The sequence below is a fragment of the Arthrobacter sp. BC5 genome (assembly GCF_056680255.1).
Genome location: NZ_CM155273.1, coordinates 1,900,929 through 1,922,568 on the forward strand (window position 1 = coordinate 1,900,929; position 21,640 = coordinate 1,922,568).

General features: G+C 70.3%; 20 protein-coding genes. 6 read left to right on the forward strand and 14 right to left on the reverse strand.

Going from position 1 to position 21,640, the window contains the following annotated elements:
* Positions 1–149: 149 nt before the first annotated feature.
* The 7 genes from AC1MFI_RS08820 to AC1MFI_RS08850 form a co-directional block, all read right to left on the reverse strand.
* Positions 150–578: a hypothetical protein gene (locus AC1MFI_RS08820; RefSeq protein WP_479816212.1), complete on the reverse strand. Its 429-nt coding sequence runs from the start codon at positions 576–578 to the stop codon at positions 150–152.
* Between the two features lie 567 nt (positions 579–1,145).
* Complete coding sequence (asd, locus tag AC1MFI_RS08825; protein WP_479816214.1) at positions 1,146–2,285, reverse strand: aspartate-semialdehyde dehydrogenase; 1,140 nt, start codon at positions 2,283–2,285, stop codon at positions 1,146–1,148.
* Between the two features lie 56 nt (positions 2,286–2,341).
* The gene (locus AC1MFI_RS08830) at positions 2,342–2,758 is read right to left on the reverse strand and encodes a hypothetical protein (RefSeq protein ID WP_479816216.1); all 417 of its coding nucleotides are present in this window, start codon (positions 2,756–2,758) and stop codon (positions 2,342–2,344) included.
* Between the two features lies 1 nt (position 2,759).
* On the reverse strand, positions 2,760–3,422 hold the full coding sequence (locus AC1MFI_RS08835) for a hypothetical protein (protein WP_479816218.1): 663 nt from the start codon (positions 3,420–3,422) through the stop codon (positions 2,760–2,762).
* Between the two features lie 16 nt (positions 3,423–3,438).
* Entirely contained in the window at positions 3,439–4,404 is a 966-nt protein-coding gene (locus AC1MFI_RS08840) for a hypothetical protein (protein ID WP_479816220.1), read from the reverse strand.
* Positions 4,405–4,511: 107 nt separating this feature from the next.
* Positions 4,512–5,075, reverse strand: a complete 564-nt coding sequence (locus tag AC1MFI_RS08845) for a dihydrofolate reductase (RefSeq protein WP_479816222.1) — start codon at positions 5,073–5,075, stop codon at positions 4,512–4,514.
* Positions 5,072–5,851, reverse strand: coding sequence for a thymidylate synthase (locus tag AC1MFI_RS08850; RefSeq protein ID WP_479820834.1), 780 nt, complete (start codon positions 5,849–5,851; stop codon positions 5,072–5,074). The genes AC1MFI_RS08845 and AC1MFI_RS08850 overlap by 4 nt, the downstream gene beginning before the upstream one ends.
* A 144-nt stretch (positions 5,852–5,995) precedes the next feature.
* Between AC1MFI_RS08850 and AC1MFI_RS08855 the strand changes: the two genes are divergently transcribed.
* Positions 5,996–9,919: a Pls/PosA family non-ribosomal peptide synthetase gene (locus tag AC1MFI_RS08855; RefSeq protein ID WP_479816224.1), complete on the forward strand. Its 3,924-nt coding sequence runs from the start codon at positions 5,996–5,998 to the stop codon at positions 9,917–9,919.
* A complete protein-coding gene (locus tag AC1MFI_RS08860; RefSeq protein ID WP_479816226.1) occupies positions 9,909–11,276 on the forward strand; it encodes a M1 family metallopeptidase in 1,368 nt (455 codons plus the stop codon). The genes AC1MFI_RS08855 and AC1MFI_RS08860 overlap by 11 nt, the downstream gene beginning before the upstream one ends.
* 104 nt (positions 11,277–11,380) lie before the next feature.
* On the opposite strand, the gene AC1MFI_RS08865 is transcribed toward AC1MFI_RS08860, so the two are convergent.
* From AC1MFI_RS08865 to AC1MFI_RS08890, 6 genes are all read right to left on the reverse strand, one after another.
* Positions 11,381–12,148: a 4'-phosphopantetheinyl transferase family protein gene (locus AC1MFI_RS08865; RefSeq protein WP_479816229.1), complete on the reverse strand. Its 768-nt coding sequence runs from the start codon at positions 12,146–12,148 to the stop codon at positions 11,381–11,383.
* A 67-nt stretch (positions 12,149–12,215) separates the two neighbouring features.
* Positions 12,216–12,455 (reverse strand): hypothetical protein, encoded by a 240-nt coding sequence (locus AC1MFI_RS08870; protein WP_479816231.1) that lies wholly within the window; start codon positions 12,453–12,455, stop codon positions 12,216–12,218.
* A 134-nt stretch (positions 12,456–12,589) separates the two neighbouring features.
* The gene (locus tag AC1MFI_RS08875) at positions 12,590–13,558 is read right to left on the reverse strand and encodes an NUDIX hydrolase (RefSeq protein ID WP_479816233.1); all 969 of its coding nucleotides are present in this window, start codon (positions 13,556–13,558) and stop codon (positions 12,590–12,592) included.
* Positions 13,558–15,780, reverse strand: a complete 2,223-nt coding sequence (locus tag AC1MFI_RS08880; protein WP_479816235.1) for an RNA degradosome polyphosphate kinase — start codon at positions 15,778–15,780, stop codon at positions 13,558–13,560. Before AC1MFI_RS08880 ends, AC1MFI_RS08875 begins: the two co-directional genes overlap by 1 nt.
* A 75-nt stretch (positions 15,781–15,855) precedes the next feature.
* On the reverse strand, positions 15,856–16,827 hold the full coding sequence (mshD, locus tag AC1MFI_RS08885; protein ID WP_479816237.1) for a mycothiol synthase: 972 nt from the start codon (positions 16,825–16,827) through the stop codon (positions 15,856–15,858).
* 211 nt (positions 16,828–17,038) lie between these two features.
* Positions 17,039–17,746, reverse strand: coding sequence for a winged helix-turn-helix transcriptional regulator (locus AC1MFI_RS08890; protein WP_479816240.1), 708 nt, complete (start codon positions 17,744–17,746; stop codon positions 17,039–17,041).
* Positions 17,747–17,926: 180 nt separating this feature from the next.
* On the opposite strand from AC1MFI_RS08890, the gene AC1MFI_RS08895 reads away from it, so the two are divergent.
* The 4 genes from AC1MFI_RS08895 (at position 17,927) to AC1MFI_RS08910 (ending at position 21,086) form a co-directional block, all read left to right on the forward strand.
* Positions 17,927–18,679 (forward strand): hypothetical protein, encoded by a 753-nt coding sequence (locus tag AC1MFI_RS08895; RefSeq protein ID WP_479816243.1) that lies wholly within the window; start codon positions 17,927–17,929, stop codon positions 18,677–18,679.
* A gap of 216 nt (positions 18,680–18,895) precedes the next feature.
* A complete protein-coding gene (locus AC1MFI_RS08900; RefSeq protein WP_479816245.1) occupies positions 18,896–19,495 on the forward strand; it encodes a nitrobindin family protein in 600 nt (199 codons plus the stop codon).
* 77 nt (positions 19,496–19,572) lie between these two features.
* A complete protein-coding gene (gene ygfZ, locus AC1MFI_RS08905; RefSeq protein WP_479816247.1) occupies positions 19,573–20,664 on the forward strand; it encodes a CAF17-like 4Fe-4S cluster assembly/insertion protein YgfZ in 1,092 nt (363 codons plus the stop codon).
* Entirely contained in the window at positions 20,661–21,086 is a 426-nt protein-coding gene (locus AC1MFI_RS08910; protein WP_479816249.1) for an ankyrin repeat domain-containing protein, read from the forward strand. The genes ygfZ and AC1MFI_RS08910 overlap by 4 nt, the downstream gene beginning before the upstream one ends.
* Positions 21,087–21,181: 95 nt before the next feature.
* Here the strand turns inward: AC1MFI_RS08910 and AC1MFI_RS08915 are convergent, their stop codons facing one another.
* Positions 21,182–21,514, reverse strand: a complete 333-nt coding sequence (locus AC1MFI_RS08915; RefSeq protein ID WP_479816252.1) for a DUF3040 domain-containing protein — start codon at positions 21,512–21,514, stop codon at positions 21,182–21,184.
* Positions 21,515–21,640: the final 126 nt, after the last annotated feature.

The following is a 21,640-nucleotide window of genomic DNA, read 5'->3' on the forward strand; positions in this document are numbered from 1 at the left end:
CCATGACACGTCTCGCACCACGACAGGTCGCGCAGGACGACGGGCCCCACCTTGCACGGCCACGCGCGGTCCACCCGGCCCCGGACACCGTCTACCGGACAGCCCCGTCTTCACTCACCTACCTGTGCCAACGTCCCGGCGCAGTCCTCCTAGAGTGCGACGGAGCGCCGTGCCTGCTCAGCGGCGGCGCGCGTGAGGACGACGTCGCCCCAGCTGTCCTCGCGCTGCACGAGCCGCCGCGAGCACAGCCACTGCGCCAGGCGGGAGGCCACGCTGATCTGGGCAAGACGGTCGTGGAAGTCGGGAAGGAGATGGGGGGCTGCAAGGAAGTCCGGCAGGGCATGCAGCAGCTCCCGGGCACCCATCACCTGAACGAAGGGCTCTGCCGTGCCGAACTGTCGCTCCAGCTCGAGCAACGCGCGGTCAGCGGTCGCGAGACGGGTGACGGCGACATGCTCAAGGTAGTCCCGGAGGTGGCACTGCACCCGCTCGTAGCGCAGGAGGCTCTCCGGGTGCCGCACGTGGCCGCTGCACGCAAAGAAGCGCTTGAGGATGGTGTCTGCGTTCACGGGGTCCATGCGCACATCCTTCCGCCGGGCACCGACCTTTTGTCCGCCGTGCGGCGAGTCAGGACGTGCCGACGGAAGGCCCGGAATACTGGCCGCGTCGGATGGTCGTCCGACTGCACGTGGCCGGCCCGGCTCGCTGGTGGGATGGTCGTGGGCGAGGAGGACGGGAATGGCGGAACAGGGGAGTGGAAGGGCGGAGCACGGACGTCGTCATCCTGGACGTCAACACGGCAGTGGCAGGGGCGACCGGTACGGCATGCATGACGTCGTCGGCACCGGGCGTTCGAGTCCTACCCCGAGAACCCGCTGCAGTCCGAGGACGCTCTGCGCGCGGACCATGCGCCAGTCCCTGGAGCGCGTGCTCTCGACCAGCCGGCGCGACAGCTTGCACATCCACCGCTACGACATCCCGACCCCGAGCAACCCGGGTCGGTACCGGTGCGGAAGAGCGGTGAGGCGTTCCTGCGCCTCGATCAGATGTCCAACGGCAGCAGCGTGCGGCCCCGCGATGTCGTCATCGCCTTGATCTACCAGGTGGCCGCGCAGAGTGCCGCGCCCGCTGGCAGCGGTGGAGGCCTAGAGGTTCCCCGTTGCGATCATCAGCATCCGGCGCAGCGGCTCGGCCGCACCCCACAGCAGCTGGTCGCCCACCGTGAAGGCGCTGATGTAGTCGGGGCCCATCTCGAGCTTGCGGATACGTCCCACCGGGATGTCCAGTGAGCCCGTGGCAGCGACCGGCGTCAGGCCCGCCAGGGTGTCGGTCTTCGTGTTCGGGATGACCCGGACCCACTCGTTGTCCGCCGCGATGATCGACTCGATCTCACTCACGGGGAGGTCCTGCGTGAGCTTCAGGGTCAGCGCCTGCGAGTGCGAACGCATGGCACCCACACGGACGCACAAACCGTCGAAGGGGATGCGGCTGCCGGTGCCGAGGATCTTGTTCGTCTCCGCTCCGGCCTTCCACTCCTCCTTGGACTGGCCGTTCCCGAGGTCACTGTCGATCCAGGGAATCACCGAGCCGGCGAGAGGTACCCCGAACTGGCTCGCCTCGAGGCTCGGGTGCCGCTGCTTCGCGAGGATGGCCCGGTCGATGTCGAGGATCGCCGAGGCCGGGTCCTCGAGGTTCATGGCGACCGTGCCGTGAAGCGCACCGAACTGGTTGAGGAGTTCCCGCATGTGCCGGGCGCCGCCACCGGAGGCCGCCTGGTAGGTCATCGACGTGCCCCACTCCACCAGCCCGTTGCGGAAGAGCCCGCCGAGGCCCATGAGCATGCAGGAGACGGTGCAGTTGCCGCCGATGAAGTCGCGGACGCCGTTCGCGAGCCCGGCGTCGATCGCGGACCGGTTGACGGGGTCGAGCACGATGATGCTGTCCTGCTCCATGCGCAGCGTGGACGCAGCGTCGAGCCAGAGGCCGGCCCAGCCGGCGTCGCGCAGCTTGGGGTAGACCTCGGCGGTGTAGTCCCCGCCCTGCGCCGTCACGATGATCGGCAACTTGGCGAGCGTCTCGACGTCGTACGCGTCCTGGAGCGTGCCGGCGCCTTCGGCGAACGACGGCGCGGCACCGCCGGCGGCCGACGTCGAGAAGAAGACGGGGTTGATGCGCGCGAAATCGCCCTCGTCCTGGAGCCGCTGCATGAGGACCGAGCCGACCATCCCGCGCCAACCGACGATTCCGACGGACGGCAGGGCTGAGCTATCAGGTGCTGAAGTCATGCCGTCCAGTCTAGGCGGCGGCGCTCCAGCCGCTCATCTTTATGACCCGGCCCGGCCTAATAGGGCGATCGCGACGGTGTCGGCAACCCGCGTTCCCTGCGCAGTCGGTCGGCGCGGATCTCGATCAGCATGTACCGCGTGAACAGCGCGGTCACGCCGAGGAACAGAAGGGGGATGACCCAGACGAAAGCCGGCGGATCCGGTATGTCCCTGAAGTAGAGGGACGCGATCAGGCCGACGGTGCCGAGAGTCACGAGAGACGCGAGACACACGAAGACCACGTAACCGCGGGCCGTCGTGAGCTTCGGTCCGATGCCCACCCGCCCGTTGCCGTACTCCTCCGGCAGGTAACTGACCAGTTCGCCGTCCTGGGCGCGGGACAGCCGTCGGATCTGCCCGGTCTCACGCACGAGACGTTCGTGTTCGGCCGTCGTCGCGTCGTCCCGTCGCCGGCGAGCAGCGTCGTACACCACGTCAGTCTCCTCGGACGGACGACAGCTCGGCCAGCAGGGCGTCGTCGTCGAGCCCGGCGCGCTGCTCGATCTCGTCGATCCCCCCGTACGTGTAGCCGATGGTCCAGCCCGTCGCGTCCTTCCTCACCAGCAACCGGCCCTTCTCGGGTGTCTCCCGGCGGTAGACGCTGGCACCGCCTCCCGCCGTGGATCCGAGATGGGCGGAAACCATCGCGAGGAGAGCCTGCGCTCCTGTCAGCGCGGGATCCTGCGCCATGGCGAACCAGCAGAAGTAGGCGCGGGGCTGCAGCAGGATCGAGATGTCCGACGATTCGACCTGCAGGACGCTGTCGCCGGATTCACCCGGCGTGAGCAATGCGACGTCGACACGTCGCTCGGCCTCCGAGAGAGCGGTGAGCACGGCGGCGACAGCGCCGCCGACGATCAGCTCACGCTCCTCACCCACCGTCGCCAGACCGTGCGCGACGAGCGATGACGCGCCCGCCCGGAGCACCTCGCCGTCTGCTGCCTCCGAGGTCATGCGGAGCGCTGCGGCGCTCGCCGTCGATATCGGTCCTGGTCGCATCGCCAGGAGTGCGGCCAGCTCGGCGTAGCCGAAGCCGATGGCGTCGGGTGCCGCGGGGGATGGGCCGGCGCCCGCGCGGTCAGGGATCGTGTCCGTCATGTTCCTGTCCTTGCTCTCAGAATCCGAAGAAGTCACCGACGGCCTCTGCGCCGTCGGACAGTGTGTCACCGACTGCGTCGGCAGCATCTGCGACGACACCGGCCGCTGCTGTGGCGCCGTCGGCGATGGCACCACCGACGGCGTTCACGGTGTGATGGACGATGGGTACGTTGTCGTACAGGGCGAGCGCCCCGCTGGCCACCATGGCTGCCGTGCCTACGGGCGGAGGCGCGAACGACAGGCCGCCGAGGACCGCCTTGGCGCCGGAATAGAAGGCACCACCGTAATCGCCGTCGGAGAGGTCCATACCCATGTCGACGACGTCGACGGCTATGCCGATGCCGCCCAGGGTATTGCCCAGGATCTGGAAGTTCCGGAAGGCAGCTGTACCCTCGGCGAGCCCCGCTGCCACGTGGAAGTTGCCGTCGAAGAGGTCCGAGGATGCGTTGAACACGCCGCTGAAGGCGTCGGAACTCCTCAGGGATGCGAAGGCTGCATCCGTCCATGGTCCTCCCAGTGCCCGGATCCTCACGAAGTCGTAGAGTCCAGCACGCATGTTCGGGATCGCCTTGACGGTGTTGTAGGCGTTCCACCCCTCGGTGAAGCCCTCCCATCCCGCCGCGAGGGGATTCCGCCGATCCTCGGGGCCAGAGCTTCCAGACCCGCCACCCGGACCGCCCAGCGGTCCGGGTGGGAGGGCGGCACCGCCGTCCTCCCCGCTCGCCGTATCCTGCTCGTCGGCGTGCCCGAGCAGTTCGGCGGACACCTTTTCCAGCGCATCGGTCGCGGCGAAGACCTGCAACCGCATGGAGCCGTTCCACTGGCCGCGGACTCGATCGGCGTCGCCCCCCTTCCACAGGAAGGGGTTGTTGAGGGAGGAGGTGATGGCGGCGCTCGCCGCCGTGATCGTGGCGGAACCCTGCGCGCACAGCCGTGCCAGTTCGCGCAGCTGTGCAGGGTTGGATCCCCAGACGTCCGACATGACCATCCCCAGTTGTTCAGCCGCCCCCGTGGTCGGGGCCGCGCGTGATCGAGCCTAGGCGGCTCTGGCTCTTCCAGCGATGGGGAGACCTGCCCATCGCCGCCATCCTAGTCCTGCTTCGCCCAGAGGCTGATGCGGTAGCGCGTACCGCTCGTCGATTCGAGCCAGCCGCTCTCGGGCGTGAGTGCGGCCAGCGCCCAGTCGGGTCCGAGGGTAGGGGCCAGCGTGTCGCCCTCCGCGGTGGACTCGACGACGGTGACCAGGGCGGCGTTCGCCCGGGCCATGGCGTCGGCGTAGACACGACCGCCCCCGATGACCCAGATCTCCTCCGCACCCGGGCTCGCGCGGGCGGCCTCGAGGGCGGCGTCGAGCGAAGCGACGACGACGGCGCCCGGCAGGTCCTCGGCCGAGCGCGAGATGACGATGTTCGTCCTGTCCGGCAGCGGACGGAACTTCGTGGGAAAGGATTCCCACGTGCGCCGGCCCATGATGACCGGATGTCCCGTGGTCGTGGCTTTGAAGTGCGCCATGTCCTCCGGCACGTGCCAGGGGATGCCGCCGTCCCTGCCGATCACGCCGTCCTCGGTCTGCGCCCAGATCATGCCGATCACGGGGCCGGACCCGACGGCGTCGGGCACGCTGAGGATGGGGTGCGACGGTGCTTCGTTCATACCGCCACCGGGGCCTTGATGGTGGGGTGGTGCCGGTAGCCGACCACGTCGAAGTCCTCCAGGGTGTAGTCGAAGATGCTGGCGGGCTTCCGCTTCAGCTCGATCCGCGGGTACGGGTATGGCTCCCGGGACAACTGCTCGGTGACCTGCTCCACATGGTTGTCGTACACGTGGACGTCACCGCCGGTCCAGATGAACTCACCGGGTTCGAGGCCGGTCTGCTGGGCGACCATCAGCGTCAGCAGGGCGTAGGACGCGATGTTGAAGGGGACGCCGAGGAAGGTGTCGGCGGACCGCTGGTAGAGCTGGCAGGAGAGCTTTCCCGGGCCGCCGTCGGCCCCCGGGCTCACATAGAACTGGAAGAACACGTGGCATGGCGGCAGAGCCATGTCGGCGATCTCCGAGACGTTCCACGCGGAGACGAGGTGGCGGCGGGAATCCGGATCGCTCTTCAGGGCCTCGACCACCTGGGCTATCTGGTCGATGTGCCCACCATCGGGGGTCGGCCACGAGCGCCACTGGACCCCGTAGACCGGGCCCAGCTCGCCGTCGTCGTCCGCCCACTCGTTCCAGATGGACACGCCCCGCTCCTGCAGCCAGCGGACGTTCGAATCACCGCGCAGGAACCAGAGCAGCTCGAGCGCCACGGACTTGAAGTGCACGCGCTTCGTGGTGATGAGCGGGAAGGACTCACTGAGGTCGAAGCGCAGTTGCCGGCCGAAGACACTGCGTGTCCCGGTGCCCGTCCTGTCGCTCTTCGCTGCGCCGTTCGCCATCACGTCGCGCAGCAGATCCTCGTACGGGGTGGGGATGGGGGTGCTCACCCCGTCAAGTCTAGGACCCCGGTAGAGTTCGCCGGAACAGTGGACGGGCGCTACCTGCGACACCTTCCGTTCACTTTCCACCGGAAGACTCCCCCCGTGACCATCCCCTCGCCCGAGACCACCACCGCGCCCTACGCCGCGCAGTTCGGGGCGTCCGGGCTAGCGCCGACGCCCCGCACGCTCCTCGACATCCTGCACGCCACCGCGAGGACGCATCCGAGCGCCTCCGCGCTCGACGACGGCGCCTCCGCGCTCAGCTACGCGGAGCTGGTCACCGCCGCGGAGGCGTTCGCAGGGACACTGCGGGAAGCAGGAGTGGGACGCGGCGATACCGTCGGGGTCCGCCTGCCCTCGGGCACCAACGAGCTCTACATCGCGATCCTCGGTGTGCTCACCGCGGGCGCGGCCTACGTGCCGGTCGACGCCGACGACCCCGACGAGCGCGCGCACGTCGTCTTCGCCGAGTCCCGGGCCGCCGTCGTCGTCGGTGAAGGCCTGGTGCTCACCCCCGCCGGGCCCGCCCGGGGGATCGGAGGGGAACCCACTCCCGACGACGACGCCTGGATCATCTTCACCTCCGGGTCCACCGGGACTCCGAAAGGCGTGGCCGTCACGCACCGCTCCGCGGCGGCGTTCGTCGACGCCGAGGCCCGTCTGTTCCTGCAGCGGGAGCGGATCGGCCCCGCGGACCGCGTACTGGCAGGCCTGTCCGTGGCGTTCGACGCCTCGTGCGAGGAGATGTGGCTGGCCTGGCGCTACGGCGCGTGCCTCGTCCCGGCGCCCCGCGCGCTCGTGCGGACCGGCGTCGACCTCGGCCCCTGGCTGATAGCCCGGGGCATCACCGTCGTCTCCACGGTGCCGACACTCGCCGCCCTGTGGCCCGCCGACGCGCTCGAGAACGTGCGGCTCCTGATCTTCGGCGGAGAGGCCTGCCCGCCGGAACTCGCGCAGCGCCTCGCCGTGCACGACCGCGAGGTGTGGAACACCTACGGTCCCACCGAGGCGACCGTCGTCGCCTGCGCCGCACGTCTCGGGGGTGACGGGCCTGTTCGGATCGGCCTCCCGCTCGACGGCTGGGACCTCGCCGTCGTGGACGAATCCGGCGTCCCTGTGGTGGAAGGAGCCGTGGGCGAACTGATCATCGGGGGAGTGGGCCTCGCCCGCTACCTCGACCCCGCGAAGGATGCCGAGAAGTACGCGCCCATGCCGACGCTCGGCTGGAACCGCGCCTACCGCTCGGGCGACCTCGTGAAGCTCGAGGCTGCCGGCCTCGTCTTCATCGGCCGGGCGGACGACCAGGTCAAACTCGGCGGACGGCGCATCGAACTCGGTGAGGTCGACGCCGCTCTGCAGGGCCTTCCCGGGATCGCCGGCGCGGCCGCCGCCGTCCGGACCACGCCTTCGGGCAACCAGCTGCTCGTCGGATACCTCGTCGCGGCCGCCGGCACACCCGACCTACCGGTCCTCCGTGCCCTGCTGGCCGAGCAGCTCCCCGCGGCCCTCGTCCCACTCCTGACCGTCACCGACGCACTGCCCACCAAGACCAGCGGCAAGGTGGACCGGAACGCGCTGCCCTGGCCCCTGGCCGGCATGGGGGAAGTCGGTGACGCGACGGCGCTCGAGGACCTCGACCCACGCGTGCAGTGGATCGCCGACCAGTGGTCGGCCGTCCTGGGCACCGTCCCGGCCGACGAGGACGCCGACTTCTTCCTGCACGGGGGCGGATCCCTCGCAGCCGCGCGGCTCGTGTCCCTGATCCGCGCGCGCTACCCCGTGATCACCGTCGCGGACATCTACGCGCATCCGCGGCTCGGCGCGCTCGCGGCCTTCGCGGCGAGCACGGGCGACGGCGGCGAGCAACCCGCCGCCCCTGTCCGCTCTGTGCGCCGTACCGCCCGGAAGTCACAGGTCTTCCAGACCGCCATTGGCATCCCGCTCCAGTTCCTCGCGGGCATGCGCTGGCTCACCTACGCCATGATCGCCACGAACCTCCTGGCCGGCCTGGACGTCCTGACGGCGGCTCCGGCGCTGCCGTGGGCCTGGGTCGCCGCGTCCTGGCTCGTCTTCGTCAGCCCGTTCGGCCGCATGGCACTGTCCGTCGCCGCCGCCAGGATCCTCCTCCGCGACGTCCAGCCGGGCGTCTACCCGCGCTCGGGGAAGGTGCACCTGCGCCTCTGGCTCGCGGAGCAGATCTCGGACAGCGTCGGCGCCGTCGGCCTCGCGAGCGCCCCCTGGGTGCCCGTGTACGCGCGGGCCCTCGGTGCGCGGATCGGTCCCGACGTCGCCCTCCACTCCGTGCCGCCCGTGACGGGCTTCCTCACCCTCGGGGCAGGAGCCTCCGTGGAGCCGGAGGTCGACCTCTCCGGCTGGTGGATCGACGGTGACCACGTGCACATCGGAGCCATCGACGTCGGAGCAGGCGCGGTGGTCGGCGCCCGCAGCACCCTCATGCCGGGGTCGAGGATCGGCGCCGGGGCCGAGGTGGCGCCCGGCTCCGCGGTGCAGGGCGCGGTCGAGGCCGGCCAGCTGTTCTCCGGTTCGCCCGCCGTCCGGGCGGGTCGGGCCAAGCAGGACTGGCCCGACGCTCCACCATCGCGATCGCCGCTGCACGCACGGATGGCCTTCCTGGCCTTCGCGGGAGCCTCGGGTGCCCTGGCCCTGATTCCCTTCATCTCGGCCGTCGTCGCGTCCCTGCCCGTGGCGGCCGCCCTCCGCGGTGCTCCGTCGCTCTCCGCCGCGTGGCCGACGCTCGCCGGTCCCGTCGTTCTCGCCGCGGTCCTCTGGCTCCTGGTCAACGCGCTCCTCGTTCTCGCGACCGTGCGGTTGCTCGGCGTGGGCCTGCGCGAGGGGTACTACCCCGCCCGCAGCCGCATGGGATGGCAGATCTGGGCCACCGAACGCACCCTCGACGTGGCGCGGGATCTCCTCTTCCCGCTCTATGCGAGCCTCGTCACCCCGGTGTGGCTCCGGCTGCTCGGGGCGCGCGTCGGCCGGAACGTCGAGGCATCCACCGTGCTGCTGATCCCGAAGATGACAACCATCGCCGAGGGCGCCTTCCTCGCCGACGACACCATGGTGGCCTCCTACGAACTCGGCGGCGGTTACCTCAGGATCGCCCCCGCGAAGATCGGCCGGCGCGCGTTCCTGGGCAACTCGGGCATGACGTCCGCCGGACGTCGCGTACCCAAGAACTCGCTCGTCGCCGTACTCTCGGCCACGCCGGCGAAGGCCAAGGCCGGCAGCTCCTGGCTGGGCAGCCCGCCGTCGCGCCTGCGCCGCCTCGCGGTGACGGGCGACCAGAGCCGCACCTTCCAGCCCCCGCGGAGGCTGAAGGCCGCCCGTGCCTTCTGGGAACTGTGCCGGGTGGTACCGGTCATCCTCACCGTGATGATCGCGGCGGGCGCGCTGGTGATCTTCGACGCCCTGGCCCTGGAGGCCGGCCATGCGGTCGCAGCGCTCCTCAGCGGTGTGGTGTTCATGGCCCTCGGGGCCGTCGCGGCGGGCAGCGCCGTGATCGCGAAGTGGCTGCTGGTGGGGCGGATCCCTGCGGGCGAGCATCCGCTGTGGAGTTCCTTCATCTGGCGCAACGAGGTCGTGGACACCTTCATCGAGAGCGTGAGCGCGCCGTGGTTCGCCCGGGCGGCCAGCGGCACGCCGGCACTGGTCTGGTGGCTGAGGGCGCTCGGCTCGCGGATCGGACGAGGCGTCTGGTGCGAGAGCTACTGGCTGCCGGAGGCGGACCTCGTGACGCTCGGCGATGGTTCCACCGTCAATCGTGGCTGCGTGGTGCAGACCCATCTCTTCCATGACAGGATCATGAGCATGGACACCGTGGAGCTCGCCGCAGGCGCAACCCTGGGTCCGCACAGCGTGATCCTTCCCGCTGCGGAGATCGCTGCAGGCGCCACCGTGGGCCCGGCATCCCTCGTGATGCGCGGCGAGACCGTCCCCGCAGGAAGCTACTGGATGGGCAACCCGGTCAGCTCGTGGGCCGGACCGGGGACGATGCGTGAGCAGTAGCCCCACCGGTTCGGCGCCCGATTCCTACACCCCGGCCAATGGCAGCACCGCGTACAGCGTCCAGCACTACGACCTCACGCTCGACTACAAGCTCGCCAGCAACCGTCTGTCCGGCCGCGCCGTGCTCACGATGACCGCCCATCGCGAACTGCACGAGCTCCAGCTCGACCTCCGCGGGCTGGGGACCACGAAGGTCACGTCCGACACCGTGCGCGTGCGGTCCTTCAGGGATCGCGGCGGCAAGCTCGTGATCGGCTTCCGCGACCCTGTGCCCGACGACGCCGAGTTCAGGTTGGACGTCCGCTACGAGGGCAACCCGGCGCCCATCTCCGGCACCTGGGGGGAGGTCGGGTGGGAGGAACTGACCGACGGCGTCATCGTGGCGGGCCAACCCACCGGAGCGCCGTCCTGGTTCCCGTGCAACGACCACCCGTCCCGGAAGGGCCGCTACCGGTTCACTGTGACCACCGACGCCGGCTACCGCGCCGTCTGCAACGGTGTGCTGGTCTCGCGCATCGCCAAGTCCAGCCGCACCACGTGGGTCTACGAGCAGGCGGAGCCGATGGCCACCTACCTCGCGACCGTGCAGATCGGCCGCTACGACCTCGTGGCGCTGAACGACCCCGCACAGCCGGCCGTCAGCCTGCCCGGGCATGTCGCCGCGCGCCGGCCCGGACGCCCCGTACCGCAGTACGCGGCCGTGCCCGCGGCCCTTGCACCCGCGGCGAGGATCGCCCTCGCTCGCCATCACGAGATGATGGCCGCCTTCGAGGAGCGCTTCGGCCCCTACCCGTTCCCGCAGTACCTCGTGGTGGTCACGGACGACGAGCTGGAGATCCCGCTCGAGGCGCAGACGTTGTCCATCATCGGCCGCAACCACCTCGACCAGGGCTGGGATGCGCAGCGGCTGATCGCCCACGAACTGGCACACCAGTGGTTCGGCAACGCGGTCACGGCCGCCCGCTGGCAGGACATCTGGCTGCACGAGGGCTTCGCCTGTTACGCCGAGTGGCTCTGGTCCGAGGCGAGCGGTGCGACGACGGCCGATGCGCACGCGCGGTCCACGCACCAGCGTCTCGCCCGGGAACCTCAGGACCTCGTCATCGGGGATCCGGGGCCGCAGGACATGTTCGACGACCGCGTCTACAAGCGCGGCGCGCTGGCACTGCATGCGCTGAGGAAGGCCGCCGGCGACGACGGCTTCTTCGGTCTCCTGCGCTCGTGGTCGGAGGAGTGCCGGTTCGGCTCCGTGACCACGCCGGACTTCATCGCGCTCGCCGCCCGGATGCTCGACGGTATCGGCGCCGAAGCGCTGCTGTCCCCCTGGCTGTTCGCGGAGGAACTCCCCGCCCTCTGACGGGCCCACGGCGCTCCATGGCGGGCTCCCGGTCCTCGCTGCCGGCACTCTCCGGTAGGGCCGGCGTTCTCCGGCAGGGCCGGCACTCTCCGGCGGGGCTGCAGTCAGCCGGCAGGCGCGGGGACGACGGCGACGGCGGCCGCGAGCCCCAGGGTCCGGAGCAGCACACCCTCGACCCCCATGACGTCGGTGATCCTCCCGTCCGCCAGAACCTCCATCCCGCTCGGGCCCCGATCGGTGAAACCCGTGCCCAGGGCCTTGACCAGGGCCTCCTTCCGCGTCCAGAGGCGTGCCCGCGCAGCAGCCCGGTGTGCCGCCGGCAACCGCTGGAGGGAGGACCGCTCCCCGGGCGTGAGCGCGACGTCGTCGAACCCGTCGAACCCCACGTCCGCCACCCTCTCGAGGTCGACTCCGATCCCGATCCCGGCGCCGACGCCCGGGCCGTCACCGCGCAGGTCCACGGCACCGAGCAGGACGGCCTGGCCGGCGCGGGACAGGCTGAGCGCCACGGGCAGCACCCCGCCGTCGAGGGTGTACCCGGGCCGTCCATGGTCCGACCTGCCGGCCCGGGCACATCGCGGGCAGGTGAAGCCGGACGTGAGGCGGCCGGGCCGGACGCCGAGCAGTTCGGCTGTCAGCGCGCGCAGCAGGTACCGTCCGGCGATGAAGGATTCGGAGAGGGCGGGGTCGGTCAGGCGCGCGGCGCGAGCCAGTTCGACGTCGTCGAGGACGAGCGACATGGCGGCGACCGGAGGCAGCACCGATCCCGTGCCGGTGCCCTGGGGTCCGGTGCCATGCAGCCGGAGCAGGACGTCCGCTCCTGGTCCGGCCGGTACCGTTACCGCGCCTGCTGCCCGCTGGAAGGGATCCATCCCGCTATCCTCCCCGAGGAGGGCGTGCCCGGGCAGGATCAACGGGGGACCGCGCCGCAGATGGTGCCTAGGTGCGGAGGCCGAACAGCTCGGCGCACACGTCCTCGCGCAGCACGAAGGGACGGGGCCGGTCGGCATCGGCGGGCGTGCCGTACACGTAGTAGCCGCGGCCCTCGCCGGGTCCGCCGGCTGCACGGTCGATGGCGTGCAGGAGCTTCGGTGTCAGTGGCCCTGCGGGCCCGATGCCGTGTATCTCCTCGATCTCGTGCGGTGCAAGCCCCCGTACGAGGCCCCTGACATCGGCCATTGCTGTGTTCCCGTCCCTGGTGCTGGTCCCTGCGTCTCGTCCAGAGAGTACGCAGCGGGCGTGAACGCGGCATGAACGGCGGCAGCACCGGCGGTGAAACTACGCCGACCGATCATCCCCGTCGGCCCTCGCGATCAGTCGTCGTAGGCGCGGAACTGCTCCACCGAGACGATCCGCCCCTGGTTCGTGCTGCTCACCTGGCAGATCACGGCCTCGCCCGGCGCGAGGTAGGGATCCTCGGTGGGAAGCAGTCGGCGCAGGGTGCTCGTCATGTGGTCGCCCAGGACGGAGAACACGAGCGGCAGCACCGGACGGTGCGTGCAGACGGCGACGGACCGGCGCTTGTCGAAGGTCCTCTCCACGGCGGTCCTGGCGCGCCCCGGCTTGCGGGCGGCATCGTGCTCGGTCAGGGCGTCGACGAGCTTGAGCTTCGCGCTGCGCTGGTTGACGTAGGGGGAGATGGTCTGGACGCAGCGCACCCAGGGGCTGCTGACCACCCGCTCGGGGTTCCACGCCTGCAGGAGGCGGCTCACCGCGATGGCCTGCCGCCGTCCGGTGGCCGCGAGGGGCCTCTCGCCCTCGGCCTGGCTCCACGAGGACCGCGGCTTGGCCTTGGCGTGCCGCACCACGATCAGGGGCCACGTCTGCAGGTCCTTCGAGCGGTGCGCCTCGACGAGGGCGTCGAGGGGTTCGACGTCGGACGGGTTCGTCAGCAGGTCACGCGCCCTCTCCGGCGACACCCACTGCACCCGGTCCACCTCCTTGCCGTCAGGGGTGGGGATCAGGCGTTCGGTCCTGGCCGCCCAGTAGTGCACCACCTTCTCGCCGGAGGACACCGGATAGGCGATGGTGGCGAGCGGGATCCCGAGCTTGACGCTCAACCCCACCTCCTCGAAGGTCTCGCGGACGGCACACTCCGGCGTCGTCTCCCCCGGATCGAGCTTGCCCTTGGGCCAGGACCAGTCCTTGTAGCGGGGACGATGGATGACCAGGACCTCGAGCAGGCCCTTCTCGATCCGCCAGCAGAGCGTTCCGGCAGCGGCGACGGTGGCGTCGCCGCTCCGCGTGGTGCCGGCGGTGGCGTCCTTCGTGGGGGCGGCCATCAGCGGCGCGATACCGCTCGCTGGCGGGCCCGTGAGGCCAGGAGCCAGGACTGGATGTCCTCGAGGGGAGCGCCGTCGTCGTCCTTGTGGTGCCGCGTCCAGCAGCCCGTCTCGTCGAGGTGCCAGCTGGACACGGACGGGTTCATGTAACGGTCCATGAGGGTCATCAGGTAGGAGATGTCGTCGGGCGCGCTGAGCTGGACGAGTGCCTCGACGCGGCGGTCCAGGTTGCGGTGCATCATGTCCGCGGAACCGATGAAGACGGCGGGATCGCCGCCGTTCGCGAAGGCGAAGACCCGCGAGTGCTCCAGGAACCGTCCCAGGACGGAACGGACCGTCACGTTCTCGCTCAGCCCCGGGACCCCCGGGCGCACCGAGCAGATGCCGCGGACGATCACGTCCACCTTCACGCCCGCCTGCGAGGCACGGTAGAGCGAGTCGATGATCGCCTCGTCCACCATCGAGTTGACCTTGATGACCACGCGCGCGGCGAGGCCCGCCTGCTTGTTCGCGATCTCCCGTTCGATGCGGTCGATCAGGCCGGAGCGGACGGAGCGCGGCGCGACGAGGAGGCGCTTGAAGGTCGACTTGGGGGCGTAGCCGGAGAGCTGGTTGAAGAGGCGGGAGAGGTCCTGGCCCACCTGCTCGTTGGCTGTGAGCAGGCCGAGGTCCTCGTAGTACCGGGCCGTGCGGGGGTGGTAGTTGCCCGTGCCGATGTGGCAGTAGCGGCGCAGGCCGTCGATCTCCTGCCGCACCACGAGCGAGAGCTTGCAGTGCGTCTTGAGACCCACGATCCCGTAGACCACGTGGACGCCGGCCTGCTCGAGCTTGCGGGCCCAGGAGATGTTGGCCTGCTCGTCGAAGCGGGCCTTGATCTCCACGAGCGCCAGCACCTGCTTGCCCGCCTCGGCGGCGTCGATCAGGGCGTCGACGATGGGGGAGTCGCCCGACGTGCGGTACAGCGTCTGCTTGATCGCCTGCACCTTGGGATCGGCGGCGGCCTGCTCGAGGAACGCCTGGACCGATGTCGAGAACGAGTCGTACGGGTGGTGCAGCAGGATGTCCCTGCGGCGCATCGCCGCGAAGACGTTCGCGGCCTTCGACGTCTCGCTCTCGTTGAGGTGGCGGCTCGTGTGCGGGACGTGCTTCGGGTAGTGGAGGTCGCCGCGATCGATCCCCGCGATCACGCTGAGCCCGCGCAGGTCCAGGGGGGCCGGGAGGTTGTAGACCTCGTCCTCCTCGACACCGAGTTCCCGGGACAGGAGGGCCCGGATGCTCGGGTTGATGTCCGTGGTCACCTCGAGGCGTACGGGCGGGCCGAAGCGGCGGCGCAGCAGTTCCTTCTCGAGGGCCTGGAGGAGGTTCTCGGCATCGTCCTCCTCCACCTCGAGGTCCTCGTTGCGCGTGACGCGGAACAGGTGGTGCTCGAGGACCTCCATGCCCGGGAACAGCTGGTCCAGGTGGACGGCGATGACTTCCTCGAGGGGGATGAAGCGCGCTATCCGGCCCGCGACGTTGCCGGCACGGGGTCCGTCCACGGACATGAGGCGCGGCAGCTGGTCCGGCACCTTGACGCGGGCGAACAGCTCCTTCTCGCTGATGGGGTTGCGGACGACGACGGCGAGGTTCAGGGACAGGCCCGAGATGTACGGGAAGGGGTGCGCAGGATCGACGGCGAGCGGCGTGAGGATCGGGAAGACCTTCTCGGCGAAGATCTTGTGGAGTTCCGCGCGTGCGGTCTGGTCGAGCTCGTCCCACGAGGTGAGGTGGATCTGCTCCTCGGCGAGAGCCGGGCGGATGTGCTCTGCAAAGACTGCGGCATGCCGCTGCTGGAGCCGGTACCCGTCCTGCATGATCTTCTCGAGCTGCTCGATGGGACTCAGCCCTGCCGCGGAGGGGACGGCGAGGCCCGTGGCGATGCGCCGCTTGAGCCCTGCGACGCGCACCATGAAGAACTCGTCGAGGTTGGACGCGAAGATGGAGAGGAAGTTGACCCGCTCCAGGAGGAAGAGCTCGGGATCCTCCGCCAGCTCGAGGACACGCGCGTTGAAGTCGAGCCAGCTGATCTCACGGTCCAGGAAGCGGTCCGGACGGATATCCCCCGAGGGCAGGAGGCTGGGAGCGAATTCGGGGATGTCGATGCGGTCCTGGGTGGCCCGGGCCGGAGCCGTCTCGGACGACCCGTACAAGGACGCACCCCGGCGTGTGGTTCCTGAATCCATTGCGTCTCCTGCAGAGTGGGCGGACATGGTGGCGGCCACCCCGCTGGGACAGCCGGGCGCGCCTCGAAAATAACCTTACAAGGTGGGTCGGGCCGTCCTGCCCGCGTACATGACGTCGACGTCCCAGCGCGTGAACCCGAGTTTCCGGTAGAGCGCCACCGCAGCCGTGTTGTCGGCGTCGACGTACAGCATGATGGCCTGCAGGCCCTTGCCGTGCAGGTGCTCGATCCCGGCGATCGTGAGCGCCTTCCCGAGCCCCATGCCCTGCGCCTCGGGAGTCACCCCCACCACGTACACCTCGCCCATGGCAGGGTGGCTGCCTGATCCGGCATGGATCTTCGTCCAGTGGAAGCCGAGGAGGCTGCCATCCTGCTGCCGCACGGCGAGCAGGAAGCCGTCGGCGTCGAACCAGTCCTCGTCCATGCGCGCCTCGAGGTCCGCGCGCGTGGTGGCGCCCTGCTCCGGATGGTGCGCGAAGGCCGCGGCGTTGGCTGCCAGCCAGGCGTCCTCGTCCTGGCCGCGCACGAACGTCCTCAGCACGACGCCGGCGGGCAGGCGCAGTTCGGGGACGGATTCCTCGACGGCCGCGCGCGTCAGGCGCATCCGCCACAGCTCCCGCACGGGTTCGAAGCCGAAGCGCGCGGCGAGGTCCGCAGCGGCGGAGTGGTTGCCGTGCGACCAGCCGCGGAGGTCGCTGATGCGCTCGGCGAGGACCGCCTCGATGAGCGCGGTGCCCGCGCCCTCGCCACGGCAGTCCGGCCCGACGACGAGTTCTAGGACGGCCCCGTCCTCCGCGCCCTGGGTGACGACGGCGACGCCGGCCAGGTCGCTCTCCTGCGGTCCCGGGGTGCGCGCGGTGAAGACGAGCAGGCGGTCCCCGGCGTCCTGTGCGCGAAGGGTCACGAGGGTCTGCTCGGACAGGGGCGGGTTGCCGTCGGCTTCGGCTGCCGAGCCGGCGAGGCGCCGTATCTCCCCGAGGATCTCGGGTGCCGGGGTGCCGGCGATCCTGTCGATGGACCAGATGGGGGAGTGCTCTGCGGCGGTCATGCGCCCAGCCTAGTCCCCGTCCGGCAGGCGGGTTTGGCCGCCGGTCCGGCGTGGGGTAATGTCGTGAACTGCTCGAGGGGGATGCACCAGTGGGGTGCCCGCGATACGTTCGACCCGTATGTCCTCCACTTCCGGTTCCGGTTCCGTCCGGACCACGAAGAAGCCCCTTTCACCCGCGGGTGGAAGGGGCTTCTTCGTTCTCTGCCGGCGCTCAGGCGTCCTGGTTGACGGTACTGCGGTCCTCCGGAAGGCGCGTCAGCGTGAAGCGGTATCCGACGTTCCGCACCGTCCCGATCAGCTGCTCATGGTCGGCGCCGAGCTTGGCGCGCAGGCGCCGCACGTGGACGTCGACGGTGCGCGTGCCTCCGTAGTAGTCGTAGCCCCACACCTCGTGCAGGAGCTGGTCGCGGGTGAACACGCGGCCGGGATGCTGGGCGAGGTACTTGAGGAGTTCGAACTCCTTGTACGTAAGGTTCAGCGGCTCTCCTCCGACCCGGGCGGTGTAGCTGGCCTCGTCGATCACGACGCCGGAAGCATGGATCTCGGTGCTCGCCTCCTCGCTGGTCGCCGTCGACCGCGCGATCACCAGTCTCAGGCGGGCCTCGACCTCGGCGGGTCCGGCCGAATCCAGCACGACGTCGTCCGCCAGCCAGTTGGCGGCGACCGCCGCCATGCCGCCTTCGGTGAGGACGAGGACGAGGGGGGCGCTCAGGCCGGTCGCCTTGAGCAGCTGCGTGAGGGAGCGGGCGCCGACGAGGTCCTTGCGCGCGTCCACCAGGACGACGTCGCACGGTTCGGTCTCGAGGAGTGCTGTGGGCTCTGCCGCGAGGATGTGCACCTTGTGGTTGAGCAATTCGAGGGCCGGCAGTATGTCGACCGACGAGCCGGTGGTGTTCGTGAGCATCAGGATGTGCGGCATGTGTCCTCCACGGGTCGGGAATGCGCATCATCGGGCAGCGGCGCCGTCAGGGCCCGAGGGGCCACGGCGGTAGAGATTTCGACAAGTATAGCCGCAGCCCCTGTGATGCGGCGCACGCCGGCGCCCCACCACCGAGCCCGCGTTTTCCCACCCCACGTGCCGGTAGGGCAGTATTGCAGGGTGAAGAGGACGAGTGTTGCCCCAGCGGCCGGAGCCGCGGCTCTGGCGACCGGGGCGATCGTCGGTTCCTCCTATGTCTCCCTCCCCGCCGTGGCGATCGCTGCGGCTCTCGCCTGTATGGTCGCCGCTGTCGGCTGGCCCCACATCCTGCGCGTACCGGCCAAGAAGAGCCAGTCCGCCGCCATCGGGCTGGCAGCACTCCTCGCCGTCGTCCTGACGGCCACCAGCCCGGGACCGTCGTTCCTGACCTGGTTCCCGGCGTCGGTGGCCCTCGGGGTCGGTGCCGTCTTCATGATCCAGCTCGTGCGTGGAACGGGCCAGAGCCACCGGCTGGAATCGACCCTCGGGGCCAGTTCCGGGGTCGTCGCGGTCGGCATGGGCGCGGGCTGGGTGGCCGCGGACCGCCTCGCCGTCAATGCTGCCGATTCCGGGATGACGCTCTTGACCGGCGTCAGTATCCTCGTGGCGATCGCGGTCTGCCTCCTGCCCCTCCCGGACCGCCTCGTCGCGCCGGCCGCTGTCCTCCTCGCGGCACTCGCGGGTCCGCTCGGAGCGCTGCTGTTCACCGACGTCCCAGCCCTCGCGGCCGCTGTCGTGGGACTGGCCTGCGGCGCCATCATGGCGGGCACCCGGCGCCTGCTCCTCGCGCGCGAAGCGCCCCTGACGGCCGTCGCCGCCAGTGCGGCGGGCGTCACCCCCGTGCTCGCGATCGGCGCGGTCGTCTACTTCCTCGACAAGCTCTTCCTCTCCTGATCGCCGTCCCTCGCCCGGACAGGCCCACCGGCCGTGCGAAGGCCGGTGCCGTGCCGTCCGAGGCGGGCGTTAGGATGGGGGCATGTCCATTCTTGCTCTTGAAATCTTCTTCATCTCGCTGCTGGTCGTCGCCGGTCTCGGCATGGCAGGTTTCGCAGCCCTCGTCATCACGCGCCTGTACAAGGGCCAGAAGTAGCCGACTGACCCGGAGTCCCCATGTCGATTGACCTGCCCACCGACCTGACGCCCGAGCTCGTCCCGCTGTCGTGGCTCCTCGGAACCTGGGAGGGTACGGGGATGCTCGGCGAGGGAACCGCCGAGTCGGAGCGCTTCGCCCAGCGCGTCGTGTTCTCCCACAACGGGTTGCCCTACCTGCAGTACAGCGCTGAATCGTGGCTCATCGACGAGCACGGTTCGCAGCTGCGGCCGCTCTCGGTCGAGACCGGCTTCTGGGCACTCGACCGCAAGCTGAACGACGCCGACGTCGGACCGGGCCTGAGTCCCGCGGACATCGTCCCGGCCCTCAAGACGGCCGACGAGGTGGAGCACTTCCGCAACGAGGCCGGCGGCTTCGACATCACGGCGACCATCGTGCATCCGGGAGGAATCGCGGAGCTCTACTACGGCAGCATCAAGGGCCCCCAGATCCAGCTCAGCACCGACCTCGTGATGCGCGGCCAGCATTCCAAGGAGTACACCGCGGCCACCCGCCTGTTCGGCCTGGTCGAAGGCGACCTGTACTGGCGCTGGGACGTGGCCGCGGACGGCAACGCCCTCGAGGCCCATGCCTCCGCCATCCTGAAGAAGACCTCCTGACCGTACCCGTCCCGGCATGTCCGCCGGCACGTGCACCCGGTGGAGGAATAGTCCCGTAGAGAAGGCGTTATACCGTCATGACCACCACCAGTCCCCTCCTCAGCCGACCCGGAGCCGTCGACGGCGGCGGAGCGGATGCCGGAGTCGCCTCGCACTACGGCGATCCCTTCCGCGAACAGCGTGCGCTGGCCGAAGGACAGGCCCTCGTCGACCTCTCGCACCGCGGCGTCGTGACGGTCTCCGGGCCTGATCGCCTCAGCTGGCTCAATACGCTGTCCTCGCAACTGCTCCTCGGCCTCGCTCCCGGCCAGAGCTCGGAGACGCTGCTCCTCACCGTGCAGGGGCGGATCGAATACTCCGCACACGTCCTCGATGACGGAGCCACCACCTGGCTCGTCACCGAGGGCGGGGAAGCCGGGCCGCTCGCTGCCTGGCTCGAGCGCATGAAGTTCATGCTCCGGGTCGACGTCACGGACGCCACACCGCAGTGGGCCGTGCTCGGTGCCACGCGGGCACTGCCGGAACTGGGGGAGGAGGTCCTCGTGTGGGAGGACCCGTGGCCCTCCGTCGGCGCGGGCGGCTATGCGTACTCCACCGTCGACGACGGCCGGCACCCGGGCCGGGAAAGGACCTGGTTCGAGTACCTGGTGCCGCGCGCGGACCTCGACGCCGTCGTCTCCGCTTCCGGGCTCGCCCTCGCCGGGTCGCTTGCCGCCGAGGCCCTGCGCATCGCCGCCTGGCGTCCGCGTGCCGGCTTCGAGACGGACGAGAAGACGATCCCGCACGAGCTCGACCTCATGCGCACGGCCGTGCACCTCGCCAAGGGGTGCTACAAGGGGCAGGAGACCATCGCGCGTGTCCACAACCTCGGACACCCGCCACGTCGGCTCACCTTCCTGCACCTCGACGGCAGCCAGCACACGCTCCCGGCGCCCGGGAGCGCGGTGCTGAGCGAGGGCCGCACCGTGGGCAGGGTGACCTCGGTGGGCCACCACTACGAGATGGGGCCGATCGCCCTCGCCGTCCTCAAGCGCTCCGTCGACGCCTCGGCCGACCTGCTGGTGCAGGACGGCGAGGAGGCGTACTCGGCCGGCCAGGAGGTCATCGTGGCGCCGGACGCCGGGCAGGTCGTCGGGCGGGCCACGGGCTTCCTGAGGTCGCCGCGATGAGCGGAGGGCTCGGCGGTGGAGCAACCGGCGGATCCGGCACGGACGACGGGGCAGCCGCTGCGATCGCCCTGGCGCATACGCTGTTCGACGCCGCCCGGCAGGGGGACGACACCACGCTGATGCGGTACCTCGACGCCGGTGTTCCCTTCACCCTGACGAATACGGCCGGTGACAGCCTGCTGATGCTCGCCGCCTACAACGGGCACCCGGCCATCGTCCGCGACCTCCTCGCGCGCGGTGCCGAGCCCGACCAGGCCAACGATCGCGGCCAGACGCCCCTCGCAGGCGCGGTCTTCAAGGGCCACACCGACGTGGTGCGGCTCCTCGTCGGGGCCGGCGCGGATCCCGACGCGGGAACGCCGTCGGCCCGCGCAGCCGCCGACATGTTCGGGCGTACCGAGATCATCGCGCTCTTCTCCTAGCCCGGTCGTCGCCCGGCCCGGTCGTCGCCCAGCCCGGTCGTCGGAGCACGAGAGGACCCCGCCACCGGATCGCCTACTGCAGCCGTCCCGGCGACTCAGGCGGAATTGCGGGGACGCGGGTGGTCGAACGTCTCGGCGTTCTTGTTCAGCCAGCCGAGGAAGCGCCACCCCAGGCACAGGACGGCGGCGGAGACGACGATCGCCGCCGTGACGCTGACGAAGACGCTGTTCAGTGCAACGCCGGCGATGAACAGGGCCAGGCCGCTGATCCCGAGGCCGATCCCGAAACCGATCCCGTTCCGCCACGGACCACCCCGCAGCCCGGATCGAGGGGCGGGTCCGAGCGCCCTGAACGCTCGATTCTCGAGGGCGGTGAACTGGTTCTCCAGGAGGGCCAGCTCGTGACGTTCGTGCCTGGTCAGCGACATGGTTCCTGCCTCCCACGGAGCGGACGACGTTCGTATGGAGGCACTGTACTTCGCTGCTTGCGCCCGCGCAAGCACTCCGCGAAGACGGGGAAGCCCGGACCACCGCCGGTCCGCCGGCTTTGCCGG